This window comes from Allopontixanthobacter sp., from assembly GCF_034376665.1.
Classification (GTDB): Bacteria; Pseudomonadota; Alphaproteobacteria; order Sphingomonadales; family Sphingomonadaceae; genus Allopontixanthobacter.
In genome coordinates, this window is record NZ_JAXMJI010000058.1 from 22077 (window position 1) to 36343 (window position 14267).

Consider the following 14267-nt stretch of genomic DNA (forward strand, 5'->3'; position numbering starts at 1 on the left):
ACAAGGGGAGACTCGGACTCGCAAAAGAATCGCATCCCCTGAAATCCCCAGAAACCCTCAGCTATCCGCGAACGCCCGATCGGCCAGCACTTGCAGCCCGCGTTTGCGGCGCGGATCTTCAGCGTCCTGTTCGAGAATGGCAGCGTCGGCAACGATCAGCACGCGCCCGCTACCGATCGTGCAATCTGCGATCACCCCGTTTGCCGCGAGCTCGCAATTGGCCGGGGCGCCGGGTGACGTTCCGACAATCCGGAAATTGCCTGGCAGCCGCATTGGCAGTTCCGTGCCTTCGAACGCAACAGTGCGTTCGTCGTCGTCCTGCTGCGGGTCGAACTGCAACTCCAGTCCCCAGCGAGACAGAATCGGTGACAGCAGAATGACATCCTGAGGCCTGCGGCGGTCACCGATCGGAAAGCGCGAATGGCCGGTCAGCATCGGATCGGCGAACAGCAGCAGGTGCCCGCCGCCCCGCACCCAATCGTCCAGCGCGACATTCTCCGCACCGGACAGGGGCCTGGGCTGGGCAAGCAGTGCCCGGCCTACCGCCTCGGGAGAACCAAGTCCCGCAGCCCCCGCCAGGGTATCGAGCGGAACCAGTTCATAGTCCTGTTCCAGCACAGCGCGCGCCCAATGAGGATCGGCGTTTCCGGCAATCAGCTCCTCCACGCCGGCCGCCTCCCCCCAATAGATCGGCAGTGTGCCCATCAGGCCGAGCGGGCGGCGCTCCGAAGCTGGGGATAGCGCCCACACGGCCAGCGCCGCGACCAGAAAAGTCACTGCAATGGCCGCAGCGAACCGCCGCTGGACAGTCAGCCCGGCGGTGCCAGCCTTGCCCGAAGGCGGGATCTCAGGGACGCGGGGCAGTGCCTTCTTCCGGCATGATCGCCGGTTCCCGGACCGTCTGGCCCGCCGGTTCGCTCGGCAGATCGGGGACGACCCCGGCTTCTGCCAGGGGATCGCTTTGCACCGGCGCCGTTACCGTGGGCGCGACGGTCGCAGCGGCGGCGGGAACGGTTTCCGCCTCGGACAATTGCGCACGGTCGTAAACCACCTGTGCCAGACCGATCAGCAGGATGATCATTCCCAAACCAGCCAGCCCGATCTGCAACCGTTGGACCGATTCCCCGCGCGCGTTGTCGGCTGGCAGGGAGATGACCTCCGCCGCATCGTCCGGCGTGCGCTGTGCTTTAGGGAAGATCGAATTCAGGGCCATGCCTGAGTTATAGCCTGCCACTGGCGGCACAATCAATCACGCAGCCACGGAAAAGGCTTCAGGCCTTTGCTTTCCAGCCAGTCGGCGTTGTAAAGGCTGGACAGATAACGAAAGCCGGTGTCGCACAGAATGGTCACCACGCGGGGATCCTCGCGCCCCTCGGATACCAGCTGGCGGCCCAACTCGATCGCGCCGGCGACATTGATGCCGGAGGACAGGCCAAGACACAGCCCTTCGTCCTGCAGCAGGCGTGCAACCCAGAGCATCCCTTCTTCGTCCGAGATACGAAACTGGGTGTCGATCGGCGCGCCTTCGAGATTGGCCGTGATCCGGCCCTGCCCGATTCCTTCCGCCACCGAGCTGCCTTCTGCCTTCAGCTCTCCGTGGGCGTAATAATTATACAGCGCTGCACCATGCGGATCGGTCAGGGCGATGCGGACATTTTCGTCATGGCTTTTCAGCCCCATTCCGACCCCGGCAATCGTTCCCCCGGTTCCCGCTGCGCAGGTAAAGCCATCGATCCGGCCGTCCATCTGCGCCCAGATCTCTTCGGCCGTTCCGTCGATATGGGCCTTGCGGTTGGCGGTGTTGTCGAACTGGTTCGCCCAGACTGCGCCCTCTGTTTCTTCCGCCAGCCTGCGCGAGGTGTGGACGAAGTGGCCGGGATTGGAAAACGGCGCGGCCGGAACCAGAACCAGCTCGGCACCCAGCGCGCGCAGCGTGTCCATCTTCTCCCGGCTTTGTGTTTCGGGCATCACGATGATCGTGCGGTACCCGAGCGCATTGGCCACCAGCGCAATGCCGATCCCGGTATTCCCGGCGGTGCCTTCCACGATGGTCCCGCCCGGCAGCAGGGCGCCGCGGCTTTCGGCATCGCGCACGATATACAGCGCGGCCCGGTCCTTGACCGACGCACCGGGGTTCGCGAATTCGCACTTGCCCCAGATCTCGCAGCCTGCGGCTTCGCTGGGACCTTGCAACAGAACAATCGGCGTATTGCCGATCAGGTCGAGGGAGTCAGATTTAACCGATGAGATTGTCATCATAACGGGTTAGGCTGCGCGTCCGCCGCCTTCAACGCAATTCCGCTTCGGCACGGAGAAATCAATCTTCCGGCGCGATCGTGACCCTTAGCCCATCGAGATCGGCGGTAAATGGAACCTGGCACGACAGCCGCGAATTTTCCGTGCGGTAGTCGGAGCTTTCCAGCAAATCGTCCTCATCCTCGGACAGTGCGGGAAGTTTGCCGATGAATTCGGGATCCACATGAACATGGCAGGTCGCACAGGAACAGCAACCCCCGCACAGGGCCAGCAATTCGTCGAACCCGTTGTCGCGAATGGCCTCCATCACGGTCAGGCCGTCCTCGACATCGATGGTGGTTTCTTCTCCGGCGCGATTGACGACGATCAGCTTCGGCATGATGGGTGGTTCCTGTTGTTCTGGTCTGCTGGTGTTCGAGCGTTCGGGCGGGAGCTAAGGACTGGACGACAGTTTGGCAATACCGACTTTGGCCGGACTCCGGCCGGACTTTGGCCCATTGATGGAGCGAACGAATGGGATTGACCGCAGAACAGATCCGGCTCGGAATAGATCATGTTGCCGCCATCGAACCGGCGTTCGGGCGCGCACTCGCCGCTGCCGATTATCCGGAGCCGCGCATCCGGCCGACCGGGTATCAGACCTTGCTGCGCACCATCGTTGGCCAGCAAGTCAGTGTGGCGGCTGCGGCCTCCGTCTGGCGCAAGCTGGAGGCTGAACTGGGCGAGGATATGGCCCCGGGAGCGTTGCTGGAGAAGGATTTCGAGACTCTGCGCGCCTGCGGCCTGTCACGGCAAAAGCAGGGTTATGCCCGATCCTTGTGCGAACTGGTGGTCAGCGGCGAACTGCCGCTCGACAATTTGCCCGCCGATGACGAGGAGGCGATCGCCGAACTGGTACGGATCAAGGGCATTGGCCGCTGGTCCGCGGAAATCTACCTGCTGTTTGCCGAGGGGCGCCCCGATATCTGGCCCGCCGGTGACCTGGCCGTCATGGCAGGGTTACACAAGATCCTCGAATTGCAGGAACGGCCCAGCGAGAAGCTGACGCGCGCAATGTCCGAAGCCTGGCGGCCGCACAGGGGCGCAATCGCGATTTTCACCTGGCATTGCTACAATAACCCGGCGCTGTAGGTCGTTCGCAGAAAATATCCCCTTGGCCGGGAAATTCTGCTTAAGTGTCGGGCATCACAATTGGGAGCATCTCGACATGAAATCGCTAACCAGATTTTCTCGCCTTTTGGGCGGGTGCGCGCTCGCCGCCATGGCGCTCACCATTGCCGCCGGCGCGCGCGCCGACCATCACGCAGGAACCCAAACCGCTATGACCGACAAGACCGCTGCCGCACCACTGATCCCGCGCGAGGATCTGTTCGGCAATCCGACCAGATCGTCGGGCCAACTCAGCCCCGATGGACAGTGGCTTAGCTGGCTGGCCCCGAAGGAAGGGGTGATGAATGTGTGGATTGCGCCGGTCAGCGATCCGTCGGCTGCCCGTCCGATGACCAATTCGACCGACCGGCCGATCCGCCAGTATTTCTGGGCAGGCGATTCCAAAAGCCTGCTGTATGTCCAGGACAAGGGCGGCGACGAGAATTTCCTGCTTTACGGGATCGACCTCGCAACCGGCAAGGAGCGCACGCTCACCCCGTTCGAGAATACGCGCGTCCAGATTGTCGGCACCTCCTTCGCCAAGCCGGACCAGATTCTCGTCGGGGTAAACAACCGCGACCCCCGCTTTCATGACGTCCATCTGCTCGACCTTGGCACCGGAGAATTGTCGCTCGTGATGGAGAACAATGGCTTTGCCGGATTCCTTGCCGATGACGAGTTGAACCTTCGCATGGCGCTGCGCCCAAATGCCGCGGGGGGAATGGATTTCTTCCCGGTCTCGGACGGTGAAGTAGCCGCCGCGGCGACGGAAAGCACCGCATTGGCGGATTCGCTGACCACCCAGCCCGCCGGATTCACCAACGATGGCAAGACGCTGTACTGGATCGACAGCCGCGGGCGGAACACCGCAGCCCTGATCGCGCAGGACACCGCAACCGGCGAAAAGCGGCTGATCGCGGAGAATGACAAGGCCGATATTGGCGGTGCCATGTCCGATCCAAAGACCGGCGAGCTGGAAGCCTACAGCTTCACCTATCTCACCACGGAATGGACCGCGATCGATCCCGATGTCGAGGCCAGCCTGGCATTCCTCGACAGCAGGCTGGACGGTGAATTCGGGGTCCAGTCGCGCACCAAGGCAGACGACAAGTGGATCGTGTGGAATGATCCGCTGACCGCGCCGAGCAAGACCTACCTCTATGACCGGACGGCGGGCACGCTCAACGAATTCTATACCACCCGCCCGGAACTGGTCGGTGCGCCGCTGCAACCGATGCACACGCGAGAGATTGCCTCTCGCGACGGCCTCACCCTGCCCAGCTACCTTACCCTGCCGCCGGGTAGCGACAGCGATGCGGACGGGGTGCCCGATGCTCCGGTGCCCATGGTGCTGGTGGTTCACGGTGGGCCGTGGGCGCGCGACGGTTTAGGCTTCAACGCTTACCACCAATGGCTCGCCAACCGCGGCTATGCGGTAATGAGCGTCAACTTCCGCGGCTCGACCGGATTCGGCAAGGACTTCATCTCCGCCGGCGATCTGGAATGGGGCAAGAAGATGCATGACGACCTGATCGATGCGACCAATTGGGCGGTCGAACAGGGGATCACTCCCAAGGACAAGGTCGCGATCATGGGTGGTTCCTATGGCGGCTATGCGACCCTGGCCGGTCTCGCCTTCACGCCGGACGAATTCGCCTGCGGGGTGGATATCGTCGGACCATCGAATCTCGAAACCCTGCTCAAGACCATTCCACCCTATTGGGAGCCGCTGATCGCGCAGTTCCATGAACGCATGGGCAACCCCAACACGCCCGAAGGCCTGGCGATGCTGAAGGAACGCTCCCCGCTATACAGCGCAGACAAGATCACCAAGCCGCTGCTGATCGGCCAAGGTGCCAACGACCCGCGCGTCAACCAGGCGGAAAGCGACCAGATCGTTGCCGCGATGAAGGAAAAGGGCATTCCGGTGACGTACGTGCTCTATCCCGATGAAGGACACGGCTTCGCCAAGCCGTCCAACAACATCGCTTTCAACGCCATTACCGAGAATTTCCTCGCCACCTGTCTCGGCGGGCGCGCGGAACCGATCGGCGACACGGTGAAGGATTCGACCGCAAAGATCGTCGAAGGTGCCGACTTCGTGAAAGGCCTGGACGATGCGATCGGTGGCTAGCGCCGCTTCCGGCCTTGGGACGAAATGAATGCGGCGCGGCGATCCGGACGACCCGGATTGCCGCGCCGCTTGGTAACGGCCCAATCTTGATTGCTGACAAACATATCCGCAACGGCTACCCGCACCGCCGATAAGAACTTCGGGAGCGGGTTGCATGACACAGAAAAAAGCGATTTTCATCACCGGCGGCGGGTCCGGCATCGGGCGTGCCATTGCGCTGTATTTTGCCGAGCGCGGCTGGTTCGTCGGCCTCGGCGATGTCGACGTGGCCGGCATGAAGGAAACCGAGCGGCTGATCGCCAACGGTTTCTGCTATTCGCACAAATTCGACGTCCGCGACCGTGCTGCGTGGGACGAGGCGCTGGCCGCTTTCGCCACGGCTGCGGGCGGGCGGATCGATGTGATGGTCAACAACGCCGGCATTCCGCTCGGCGGAGTGCTGGCGGAAAACACCGTCGCCGAAATCGAGCGCTGCCTCGACATCAATCTCAAGGGAGTCCTGTTCGGCGCACAGGCCGCCTATCCCCATCTCCAGAAATCGGCTCCGGGCAGCTGCCTGCTCAACACGTCCAGCGCGGCCGGAATTTTCGGGACCGCGGGCAGTTCGGTCTATTCCGCAACCAAGTTCGGTGTGCGGGCGATCACCGAGGCGCTCGACGGCGAGTGGGCGGAAGACGGGATCAAGTCACGGTCCCTGATGCCCAGCTTCATCGACACGCCGCTGCTGAAACACGCGCCCAACGCCGCCACAAATCAGGCCATCGAGACGATCGTTCGGGATGCCGGGCTGGAGATTACTCCGGTGCTGGAAGTGGCGCAGGCGGCATGGGACGCGGTGCACGGCGAAAAGCTGCACACCACTGTCGGCCCCACAGCGAAGCGGCTGGCGTTCGGATCGCGCTGGATGCCCGAACGGCTGCGCCGGCAGATGAAGAATTCGCGCCGCCCTCTAGTCGGCCGGTAAGGCGGCCTGGACGAGCTCGTCGATCTGCTTGGCCAGCGCTATATCGCGCCGGGACAATCCGCAGGCATCATGCGTAGTCAGGGTAATCTCGACCTTGTTGTAGACATTGAACCATTCGGGATGGTGGTCCGCTTTTTCCGCCAGAATTGCCACGCGGGCCATGAACCCGAAGGCTTCGACGAAATCGGCGAATTCAAACCTGCGCTCCATCGCCAGTCCTTCGCGGGATAGCGACCAATGGGGCAGTTCCTTCATGGCGGCGGTGCGTTCTTCGGCGGATAGAGGGGCAATGGCCATGGAATTCTTTCCGGTAAGGTTGGTGTGCTTGTTACGCCCGCAGGTTTCACCTATCGCGGCGGAGCATGCAAGCCTGTCATCTTGACGCGAGCAAACTCGCCTGCCGCCGCGGCGAGCGTTTGCTGTTTCGCGGAGTTCACCTGATGCTGAAGCCGGGCGAGGCGTACCATGTGGCTGGCCCCAACGGCATCAGCAAGACCAGCCTGATGCGCATTCTCGCGGGGCTGCTGCGCCCCTTTTCCGGCCAGGTGAAACGCACCGGCGATGTGGCGCTGCTCGACGAAAGGTCCGCGCTCGATCCGCAGGTCTCGCTCGGCAAGGCCCTCGCCTTCTGGGCCGACCTTGACGGAGTGGGCCAGCACGAGCGGCATGCCTGCACCGATCATGTGGGCCTGACCGACTTGCTTGATGTGCCCGTCCGGTTCCTGTCGACCGGGCAGCGCAAGCGGGCGGCCCTTGCCCGAATGCAGGGCCAGCAAGCCCCGATCTGGTTGCTTGACGAACCGCTCAACGGGCTGGACGCCGCGGGTGTGGCCCTGACCGAGATCATGGTGGCCGATCACTGCGCAGGGGGCGGAATCGTCGTGGTGGCATCGCACCAGCCGATGGCGCTCCCAATGGCGAGGACACTGGAACTGGCGGAATTCATCCCGTGATCGGGCGGCTCATGCGGCGAGACCTGGCGCTTCTTATGCCGGGCGGGAAGCGCGGCGGGTCGATTCTGCCGCTGCTGTTCTTCCTGGCGGTGGCGATGCTCTATCCGTTTGCCGTCGGTCCGGACGCCCAATTGCTCGCGCGCACCGGCGGCGGGGTGATCTGGGTGGCGGCGTTGCTCGCCGCGATCCTGCCGCTCGACCGGCTGGTCGCGCCCGATCTGGAACAGGGGGTGTTCGACCAACTGGCGCTGCGCGGAATTTCCGAAGAACTGGCGCTGGCAGTGCGGATGGCGGCCCACTGGTTCAGCTTCGCGCCGCTACTGCTGTTGGCTACCATACTCGCGGCTGCGCTTCTGTCGCTCGACGGCGAAACTTTGCGCAAAGTCCTGCTCGGCCTGCTGGCCGGCACGCCTGGCCTCGCAGCAATCGGGGTAATGATTGCCGCGCTGACTGCGGGTCTTCGCGGAGGAGTGGCGCTATCGGGCCTGTTGCTGATCCCGCTCGCGGTGCCGATCCTGATCTTCGGCGCTGGCAGCCTGTCACGGCCCGATGGCGCGGGAATTGCTCTCGCGGCGGCGATCAGTCTCGTGCTGGTAGCGATTGCACCCTTCGCGGGCGGGGCTGCAATACGGGCCGCGCGCGAAGGCTGAGCCCGTCAGCTATACGGCGGCTTGTCGAGCCCAAGCCGACTCTTGGTGAAAATCTCCACGCCGGTTTCCGTCACCCCCAGCGAATGTTCGAACTGCGCGGATAGCGACTTGTCCCGGCTGACCGCGGTCCAGCCATCCTTGAGCACCTTGGCCCACGGCTTGCCCGCGTTGATCATCGGTTCGATGGTGAAAAACATTCCCGGCTTCAGTTCCGGTCCGGTTCCGGCCTTCGCCGCGTGGATGACCTCGGGCGCATCATGGAACAACCGTCCGAGGCCATGGCCGCAGAATTCGCGCACCGTGGTGTAACGATTTTCGCGAGCATGCGCTTCGATTACCGCGCCGATATCGCCCAGCCGCGCGCCCGGTTTGACCTGTTCGATCCCCAGCATCAGGCATTCATGCGTCACATCCACCAGCTTGCGCGCCTTCAGCGGCACATCGCCGACGAGGTACATCCGGCTGGTATCGCCGTGCCACCCGTCCAGCAGCGGGGTCACGTCGATATTGACGATGTCGCCGTCCTTCAGCGCTTTTTCGGAAGGGATGCCATGGCAGATCACGTGGTTGATCGAAATGCAGCAGCTATGAGTGTAACCGCGATACCCAAGCGTCGCCGGAACCGCGCCGCCAGCCAGCGTCATTTCGCGCACCGCATCGTCGAGTTCGGCGGTAGTTACGCCCGGCACCACCAGCGGCACCATCGCATCGAGGATGTCCGCAGCCAGCGCCCCCGCACGGCGCATCCCTTCGAATCCTTCAGGCCCGTGGAGCTTAATGGTACCGTCACGCAGGACGGTATCGGCGCTTTCGATCACTTGATATTCGGTCATCCGGCCCATGTAGCGATCGTTACCGGAAAATGCGAGAGCCTAGCGCACGGCGGAAAAGGCAGCGCGGTATTTAGGCTTCACAGCCGCCAGAACTTGCGCGTCGACCGGCAGCGTTACCTCGTAACTTCCATCCGCATAGGAGCCCGCGACATAAGGGCCCGCGTAGAGTCCGATCCGGTCCAACGTGCGTCCGTTCGACGAGCCGGGGATCACAGTCAGTTGGGTCACTTCGGGGCATTGGCCGAACGTCCCCGACTGATCATCGGGCGCCCCTGCGTTCCTCTGCTTACGCTGCCGGTCAAGCGCGGGGCAGTAGGTCGCTGCAACTGCGCTGGTGAGTGCCGCCGGGGACACGAACATTTCGACCCCTTCCATCGCGCGGCCGGTCTGCTTGTCCCATACCAGCGAGGTTACTCCGTAAATTCCGTGCGCCCCGCCAGTGTAGGTAGCAAATTCATAGGTCAGGCTGAGCCAGTCGGGCAGGTTCGCGGCGACTTTCCATTCCGCCAAAAGGCTTTGCTGGCGATACGGGAAACCCTCTTCGGCCGTGAGCTTTCGTTCGGCTTCCGCGTTGGCCCTCATCTCCGATTTCGCAGCGTCCGCCCTTCGTTCGATCTCGCGGGCCAGCGGCGGGATCGCGCCAACCGCTGCCGGATAGGCGAATTTGTAGGAATACAGGTCGTTCTCTTCTTCCACCGAGACACCCTCGGCAGTGGAGGCCCGGGCTGCGGCGGTCGCGCTTGAGCCCGCCTCCTGCGACCGGTGTGCTTCCGACGCTGGTGAACACGCCGCAAGCGTCAGCAGGGTGGCGGTAACGCAAGCTTGCACAACCAGAGGTCGACTCATGGAAATTCTCCTCGCCCAATTCGGCGCATGATGTGTAAAGGCTTTGCCATGAGCAATACACCGGATTTGATTCAGGCCGATCGCGCGCAGGATGCAATACGCATCCATCTTGTAAACAAGGACAGCTTCGAAAGCTGGGTCCGGACTTTACCCGCTGGCCAGCGGGCGGCGCTCGCCGCGCAGAAATTTGACGGTAGCGGCTATCAGGTCGGTATCGTTCCCGAAGGGGACGATTGGTTCGCAGTCGGCGGGGTCGCCGATCCGGAGAGTCTTTCCAGCTGGTGTCTGGGCAAGCTGGCGGAGGAATTGCCCGCGGGCACATATCGGTTGGCCGATCATGATCCCGCAGCGGCGATTTTCGGCTGGCAGACCGCGCAATACAGCTTCACCCGCTACAAATCGGAAGCCGAGGATGCCGGTCCGCGCATCCTGCTGTCGAAGCAGGCGAACGCCATCGATCGCGGCCTTGCCGAGGCCAGGGCGGTCAACATGGTCTGCGATCTGGTCAACACTCCGGCAGAGGACATGGGGCCTGCGGCATTGGAAGATGTGGCAGCGCGGCTGGCGAAGAAATACGGCGCGCAATTGACTGTCACCAAGGGCGACGTGCTGGAGCGGGAACACCCGATGATCCACGCCGTCGGCCGGGCCGCCGCGCGCAGCCACGCACCCCGGCTGATCGAGCTCGAGTGGGGCGACACCAAGGCACCGCGGCTGGCAATCGTCGGCAAGGGAGTGTGCTTCGATTCCGGCGGGCTGGACGTCAAGTCCAGCGCCGGAATGCTGCTGATGAAGAAGGATATGGGCGGCGCGGCGCACGCATTTGCATTGGCCGACCTGATCATGGGCAGCGGCCTTCCGGTCCGGCTTCACCTGCTGGTTCCGGCGGTGGAAAATGCGATCGCGGGCAATGCATTCCGCCCGGGCGACGTGTTGAAGAGCCGCAAGGGTCTGAGTGTCGAGATCGGCAACACCGATGCCGAGGGGCGTCTGGTGCTGGGCGATGCCTTGACCCGGGCAAGCGAGGAATATCCCGATCTGATCATCGATTTCGCTACCCTGACCGGCGCGGCGCGGGTTGCCCTGGGTCCGGACTATCCCGCGCTGATGACCCGGCGCGACGAAACCGCCAGGGAATTGCTGGATGCGGGGGCAGAATGCGATGATCCCCCTTGGCGGATGCCGCTGCCCGAAGCCTACGCAGAATGGCTGAAATCGGACATTGCGGACGTCAACAATTCGCACACCAATGCCTTTGCCGGGGCCAGCGTTGCGGGGCTGTTTCTCGACAAATTCGTCGGCAGCCACGAGGACGGAACGCCGATCGACTGGGCCCATTTCGACACCTTCGCATGGCGGCCGTTTGCCAAGCCGGGGCGGCCCAAGGGCGGCGCGGCATACGGGCTTCGCGCCGCGTTCCGGATGCTGCAGCGCCGGTATGGCCGCGGCAGCTCCCCATCTTCGTGAGGCCGCGCCATGCTTGCCCGCAGGTCCGCAAGGGGCTAAGCGCGCGCATCCCCTCTCGCGGGGCAAGACTTGAAATCGCATGGCGGGGCAGATCGATCCGGTGAAAATGGTTGGCGCTTATGAATTGCCAGAGGGTTTGCTCACCCTTGACGGCCCGGTCGTGCGTCCGGCACCTGGCACCCTGCCGCTGCGGGGCGACCTGGCTCATATCGCGCTAGCCGACCGCTATCTTGTTGCCCATTACGTCGTCCCGCAAGCCTACCGGATTGGCCCGGCCGATGCGGCGCTGAAACTGACCGCGAGCAAGGATGCGGAGACCGTTGCCACCCTGCCCGCAGGCAGCGCGTTCGAAGTGCTCGACCATGCGGGCGCATGGTCATGGGGCTGTGTCGGCCCGGACGGCCCGACCGGCTATCTCCCGACTGCGCAGCTCGCCGAACCGGATTGATGACCACCAGCGTTTTCATCGACGGCGCGGCGGGCACCACCGGCCTCGAAATCCGCGAGCGGCTGGCGGGGCGGCCAGAATTCACTCTCCTCACGCTTTCCGGTGAACTGCGCAAGGATCCATCGGCCCGCCGGGAGGCGATCAACGAGTGCGACGTCGCGATCCTGTGCCTGCCCGATGATGCCGCGCGCGAAGCTGTGGCCCTGATCGGCAACCCGCGCACCAGGGTGATCGACGCATCCACCGCGCACCGGGTGGCCGAAGGGTGGACCTACGGGTTTCAGGAACTGACCGGGCGCGAGAGGATTGCGGCGGCCAGCCGAGTATCGAACCCGGGCTGCTATCCGACCGGTTTTCTGGCGCTGGTCGCGCCTCTGGTCCGCGCGGGCCTGCTGCCCGCTGACTGGCCGTACAGCGTGAATGCGGTGTCGGGCTATTCCGGCGGCGGCAACGCCCTGATCGACCGGTTTGCGGCTGACCCTGCAATTGCCTGGCGCGGCTACGGGCTTGGCCTGGACCACAAGCATCTGGCCGAGATGCAAGCCTATGCCGGTCTGGCCCATGCCCCGCTGTTCTCGCCAGCGGTCATCGACGCGCATCGCGGAATGGTTGTCGATGTGCCTCTGCCCCTCGGCGCCATGACCGGGGCCGGTTCGGTTGCACAGATCCATACTGCGCTGAGTGCTTTCTACGCAGGATCGGCGATCGTCCGCGTGATGCCGGTGAATGTCGCTCCGGAAGAACTGCTGCTGCGCAAGGATGCCGCGCCGTGGGATGGCATGGATCTCCATGTATTCGGCAGCGCCGACGCGTCGCAGGTCCGCCTGATCGCGCGGCTGGACAATTTGGGCAAAGGGGCAAGCGGTGCGGCGGTGCAGTCGCTCAATCTGATGGCCGGCCTGGCGGAAGAAACGGGCCTGTCACTCACCCTGCCCGGCTAAGCCACCAATGGAGAAAGAGCTGCCTCAATATTAGGCAAATCTCGCCTGAATTTTGTGCAGGACCCCCAGCAATGGCCGCCATCGTGCCCGTAGCGAAACGCCGGATGGCGCGTGGACTGCTGGCAATACGGGCTTTGGCAATCGCGCAGATTGCGTTACCTCTGCCGTTCCATACCTTGGCACGATTCTTGGATTACTTTTCCGGATCACAGCCGGTTCGATGCTTAGGAACTATTTTCAGTGAAAAAAATCGAAGCGATCATCAAGCCGTTCAAGCTCGACGAAGTGAAAGAGGCTTTGCATGAAATCGGGGTCTCGGGGATCACGGTAACGGAAGCAAAGGGCTTCGGCCGCCAGAAAGGCCATACCGAGCTTTATCGCGGTGCCGAATATGTCGTGGATTTCCTGCCGAAAGTGAAACTCGAAGTCATGGTTTCCGACGATATTGCCGAGCGCGTGGTCGAAGCGATCGCTGCTGCTGCGAAAACCGGGCGCATCGGTGATGGCAAAATCTTCGTATCGAATATCGAAAGCGCCCTGCGCATCCGTACCGGCGAAACGAACGACGATGCAATCTGAGGGGCCATGTTCCGCGTCAACGGTCAGAGCCCAGCTATCTAGTCAAACCGCGCGGCCCACAGGGGCGGGCCGAGGCCGGTAACCCATCAAGCCCTGGACGTTCAAGAGGGAATACAAATGGCGACTGCGAAAGAAGTCCTGAAGCAAATCAAGGACGAGGAAATCGAGTGGGTGGACCTGCGCTTCACCGATCCGAAGGGCAAATGGCAGCACCTCACCATGGTCGCCCGCGTCCTGGGAGAAGACGAGCTTGATGACGGGTTGATGTTCGATGGTTCCTCCATCGAAGGCTGGAAGGTCATCAACGAATCCGACATGATCCTGCGTCCCGACCTCGACCGCGTTTTCCTCGACCCGTTCAGCGCGACGCCGATGATGATCCTGTTCTGCGATATCGTCGAACCCTCCACCGGCGAACTATACGGCCGCGACCCGCGCTCGACCGCCAAGCGCGCGCAGGCCTATGTCAAAACCGCGGGCCTCGGCGACACGATCTATGTCGGGGCCGAAGCCGAATTCTTCATGTTCGACGATGTCCGTTTCGAAGACGGCTATGCCGCATCCGGATTTGCAATCGACGACATCGAACTGCCGACCAATTCCGGTAAGGAATACGAAAGCGGCAACATGGGCCACCGCCCGCGTGCCAAGGGCGGCTATTTCCCCGTTGCCCCGGTTGACAGTGCGGTCGATATCCGCGGCGAAATGGTCAGCACGATGCTGGAAATGGGCCTACCCTGCGACAAGCACCACCACGAAGTGGCATCGGCCCAGCACGAGTTGGGGGTTACATTCGGCACATTGCTCGAAACCGCCGACAATATGCAGATCTACAAATATGTGGTCCAGCAAGTCGCCCATGCCTACGGCAAGACAGCCACCTTCATGCCCAAACCGATCAAGGACGATAACGGTTCGGGTATGCACACCCACATGTCGATCTGGAAAGACGGCAAGAACACCTTCGCCGGGAATGGCTATGCCGGCCTGTCCGATACCTGCCTGTATTACATCGGCGGCGTGATCAAACATGCCAAGGCGCTGAAC

The 14267-nt window shown here is 62.9% G+C and carries 17 protein-coding genes; 10 read left to right on the forward strand and 7 right to left on the reverse strand.

Translation table 11 applies throughout. The features are described from left to right. Positions 1-57 precede the first annotated feature (57 nt). The 4 genes from U0988_RS05990 to U0988_RS06005 all read right to left on the reverse strand — a co-directional run bounded on the left by U0988_RS05990 (position 58) and on the right by U0988_RS06005 (position 2635). Entirely contained in the window at positions 58-777 is a 720-nt protein-coding gene (locus tag U0988_RS05990; RefSeq protein ID WP_322291712.1) for an ABC transporter, read from the reverse strand. 70 nt (positions 778-847) lie between these two features. Beyond that, entirely contained in the window at positions 848-1213 is a 366-nt protein-coding gene (locus U0988_RS05995; protein ID WP_322291713.1) for a hypothetical protein, read from the reverse strand. A 32-nt stretch (positions 1214-1245) separates the two neighbouring features. Then, positions 1246-2256, reverse strand: a complete 1011-nt coding sequence (locus tag U0988_RS06000; protein WP_322291730.1) for a cysteine synthase A — start codon at positions 2254-2256, stop codon at positions 1246-1248. Positions 2257-2317: 61 nt separating this feature from the next. Further along, on the reverse strand, positions 2318-2635 hold the full coding sequence (locus tag U0988_RS06005; RefSeq protein ID WP_322291714.1) for a 2Fe-2S iron-sulfur cluster-binding protein: 318 nt from the start codon (positions 2633-2635) through the stop codon (positions 2318-2320). Positions 2636-2769: 134 nt separating this feature from the next. Between U0988_RS06005 and U0988_RS06010 the strand changes: the two genes are divergently transcribed. The 3 genes from U0988_RS06010 (at position 2770) to U0988_RS06020 (ending at position 6503) form a co-directional block, all read left to right on the forward strand. Then, positions 2770-3387, forward strand: coding sequence for a DNA-3-methyladenine glycosylase 2 family protein (locus U0988_RS06010; RefSeq protein ID WP_322291715.1), 618 nt, complete (start codon positions 2770-2772; stop codon positions 3385-3387). 130 nt (positions 3388-3517) lie between these two features. Next, complete coding sequence (locus U0988_RS06015; RefSeq protein ID WP_322291716.1) at positions 3518-5539, forward strand: S9 family peptidase; 2022 nt, start codon at positions 3518-3520, stop codon at positions 5537-5539. A gap of 154 nt (positions 5540-5693) precedes the next feature. Beyond that, a complete protein-coding gene (locus U0988_RS06020) occupies positions 5694-6503 on the forward strand; it encodes an SDR family oxidoreductase (RefSeq protein ID WP_322291717.1) in 810 nt (269 codons plus the stop codon). On the opposite strand, the gene U0988_RS06025 is transcribed toward U0988_RS06020, so the two are convergent. Continuing rightward, a complete protein-coding gene (locus tag U0988_RS06025) occupies positions 6489-6800 on the reverse strand; it encodes a 4a-hydroxytetrahydrobiopterin dehydratase (protein WP_322291718.1) in 312 nt (103 codons plus the stop codon). The genes U0988_RS06020 and U0988_RS06025 overlap by 15 nt on opposite strands. Before the next feature lie 65 nt (positions 6801-6865). Here U0988_RS06025 and ccmA point away from each other — a divergent pair, with 65 nt between their 5' ends. Both ccmA and U0988_RS06035 read left to right on the forward strand, forming a co-directional pair. Then, on the forward strand, positions 6866-7456 hold the full coding sequence (ccmA, locus tag U0988_RS06030) for a heme ABC exporter ATP-binding protein CcmA (RefSeq protein WP_322291719.1): 591 nt from the start codon (positions 6866-6868) through the stop codon (positions 7454-7456). Between the two features lie 11 nt (positions 7457-7467). Then, the gene (locus U0988_RS06035; RefSeq protein ID WP_322291720.1) at positions 7468-8106 is read left to right on the forward strand and encodes a heme exporter protein CcmB; all 639 of its coding nucleotides are present in this window, start codon (positions 7468-7470) and stop codon (positions 8104-8106) included. Positions 8107-8111: 5 nt separating this feature from the next. On the opposite strand, the gene map is transcribed toward U0988_RS06035, so the two are convergent. After that, positions 8112-8939, reverse strand: coding sequence for a type I methionyl aminopeptidase (gene map / locus U0988_RS06040; protein WP_322291721.1), 828 nt, complete (start codon positions 8937-8939; stop codon positions 8112-8114). Positions 8940-8978: 39 nt separating this feature from the next. Then, positions 8979-9785, reverse strand: a complete 807-nt coding sequence (locus U0988_RS06045; protein WP_322291722.1) for a DUF4163 domain-containing protein — start codon at positions 9783-9785, stop codon at positions 8979-8981. A 48-nt stretch (positions 9786-9833) separates the two neighbouring features. On the opposite strand from U0988_RS06045, the gene U0988_RS06050 reads away from it, so the two are divergent. The 5 genes from U0988_RS06050 to U0988_RS06070 form a co-directional block, all read left to right on the forward strand. Next, on the forward strand, positions 9834-11252 hold the full coding sequence (locus U0988_RS06050) for a leucyl aminopeptidase family protein (protein WP_322291723.1): 1419 nt from the start codon (positions 9834-9836) through the stop codon (positions 11250-11252). A 79-nt stretch (positions 11253-11331) separates the two neighbouring features. Further along, entirely contained in the window at positions 11332-11700 is a 369-nt protein-coding gene (locus U0988_RS06055) for a hypothetical protein (RefSeq protein WP_322291724.1), read from the forward strand. Further along, positions 11700-12641: an N-acetyl-gamma-glutamyl-phosphate reductase gene (gene argC / locus U0988_RS06060; RefSeq protein WP_322291725.1), complete on the forward strand. Its 942-nt coding sequence runs from the start codon at positions 11700-11702 to the stop codon at positions 12639-12641. The genes U0988_RS06055 and argC overlap by 1 nt, the downstream gene beginning before the upstream one ends. A 240-nt stretch (positions 12642-12881) precedes the next feature. Continuing rightward, positions 12882-13220, forward strand: coding sequence for a P-II family nitrogen regulator (locus tag U0988_RS06065; protein ID WP_322291726.1), 339 nt, complete (start codon positions 12882-12884; stop codon positions 13218-13220). 117 nt (positions 13221-13337) lie between these two features. Continuing rightward, the coding region (locus U0988_RS06070) for a glutamine synthetase beta-grasp domain-containing protein (protein ID WP_322291727.1) at positions 13338-14267 on the forward strand (930 nt) is incomplete at its 3' end.

Excerpts from the sequence above, each read along its gene's own strand:
- ccmA (WP_322291719.1), top strand. The coding sequence starts at position 6,866 with ATGCAAGCCTGTCATCTTGACGCGAGCAAACTCGCCTGCCGCCGCGGC.
- U0988_RS06005 (WP_322291714.1), bottom strand. The coding sequence starts at position 2,635 with ATGCCGAAGCTGATCGTCGTCAATCGCGCCGGAGAAGAAACCACCATC.
- U0988_RS06000 (WP_322291730.1), bottom strand. The coding sequence starts at position 2,256 with ATGACAATCTCATCGGTTAAATCTGACTCCCTCGACCTGATCGGCAAT.
- U0988_RS06050 (WP_322291723.1), top strand. The coding sequence starts at position 9,834 with ATGAGCAATACACCGGATTTGATTCAGGCCGATCGCGCGCAGGATGCA.
- U0988_RS06025 (WP_322291718.1), bottom strand. The coding sequence starts at position 6,800 with ATGGCCATTGCCCCTCTATCCGCCGAAGAACGCACCGCCGCCATGAAG.
- U0988_RS06010 (WP_322291715.1), top strand. The coding sequence starts at position 2,770 with ATGGGATTGACCGCAGAACAGATCCGGCTCGGAATAGATCATGTTGCC.
- argC (WP_322291725.1), top strand. The coding sequence starts at position 11,700 with ATGACCACCAGCGTTTTCATCGACGGCGCGGCGGGCACCACCGGCCTC.
- map (WP_322291721.1), bottom strand. The coding sequence starts at position 8,939 with ATGACCGAATATCAAGTGATCGAAAGCGCCGATACCGTCCTGCGTGAC.
- U0988_RS06055 (WP_322291724.1), top strand. The coding sequence starts at position 11,332 with ATGGCGGGGCAGATCGATCCGGTGAAAATGGTTGGCGCTTATGAATTG.
- U0988_RS06015 (WP_322291716.1), top strand. The coding sequence starts at position 3,518 with ATGGCGCTCACCATTGCCGCCGGCGCGCGCGCCGACCATCACGCAGGA.
- U0988_RS05995 (WP_322291713.1), bottom strand. The coding sequence starts at position 1,213 with ATGGCCCTGAATTCGATCTTCCCTAAAGCACAGCGCACGCCGGACGAT.
- U0988_RS06045 (WP_322291722.1), bottom strand. The coding sequence starts at position 9,785 with ATGAGTCGACCTCTGGTTGTGCAAGCTTGCGTTACCGCCACCCTGCTG.
- U0988_RS06035 (WP_322291720.1), top strand. The coding sequence starts at position 7,468 with ATGCGGCGAGACCTGGCGCTTCTTATGCCGGGCGGGAAGCGCGGCGGG.
- U0988_RS06020 (WP_322291717.1), top strand. The coding sequence starts at position 5,694 with ATGACACAGAAAAAAGCGATTTTCATCACCGGCGGCGGGTCCGGCATC.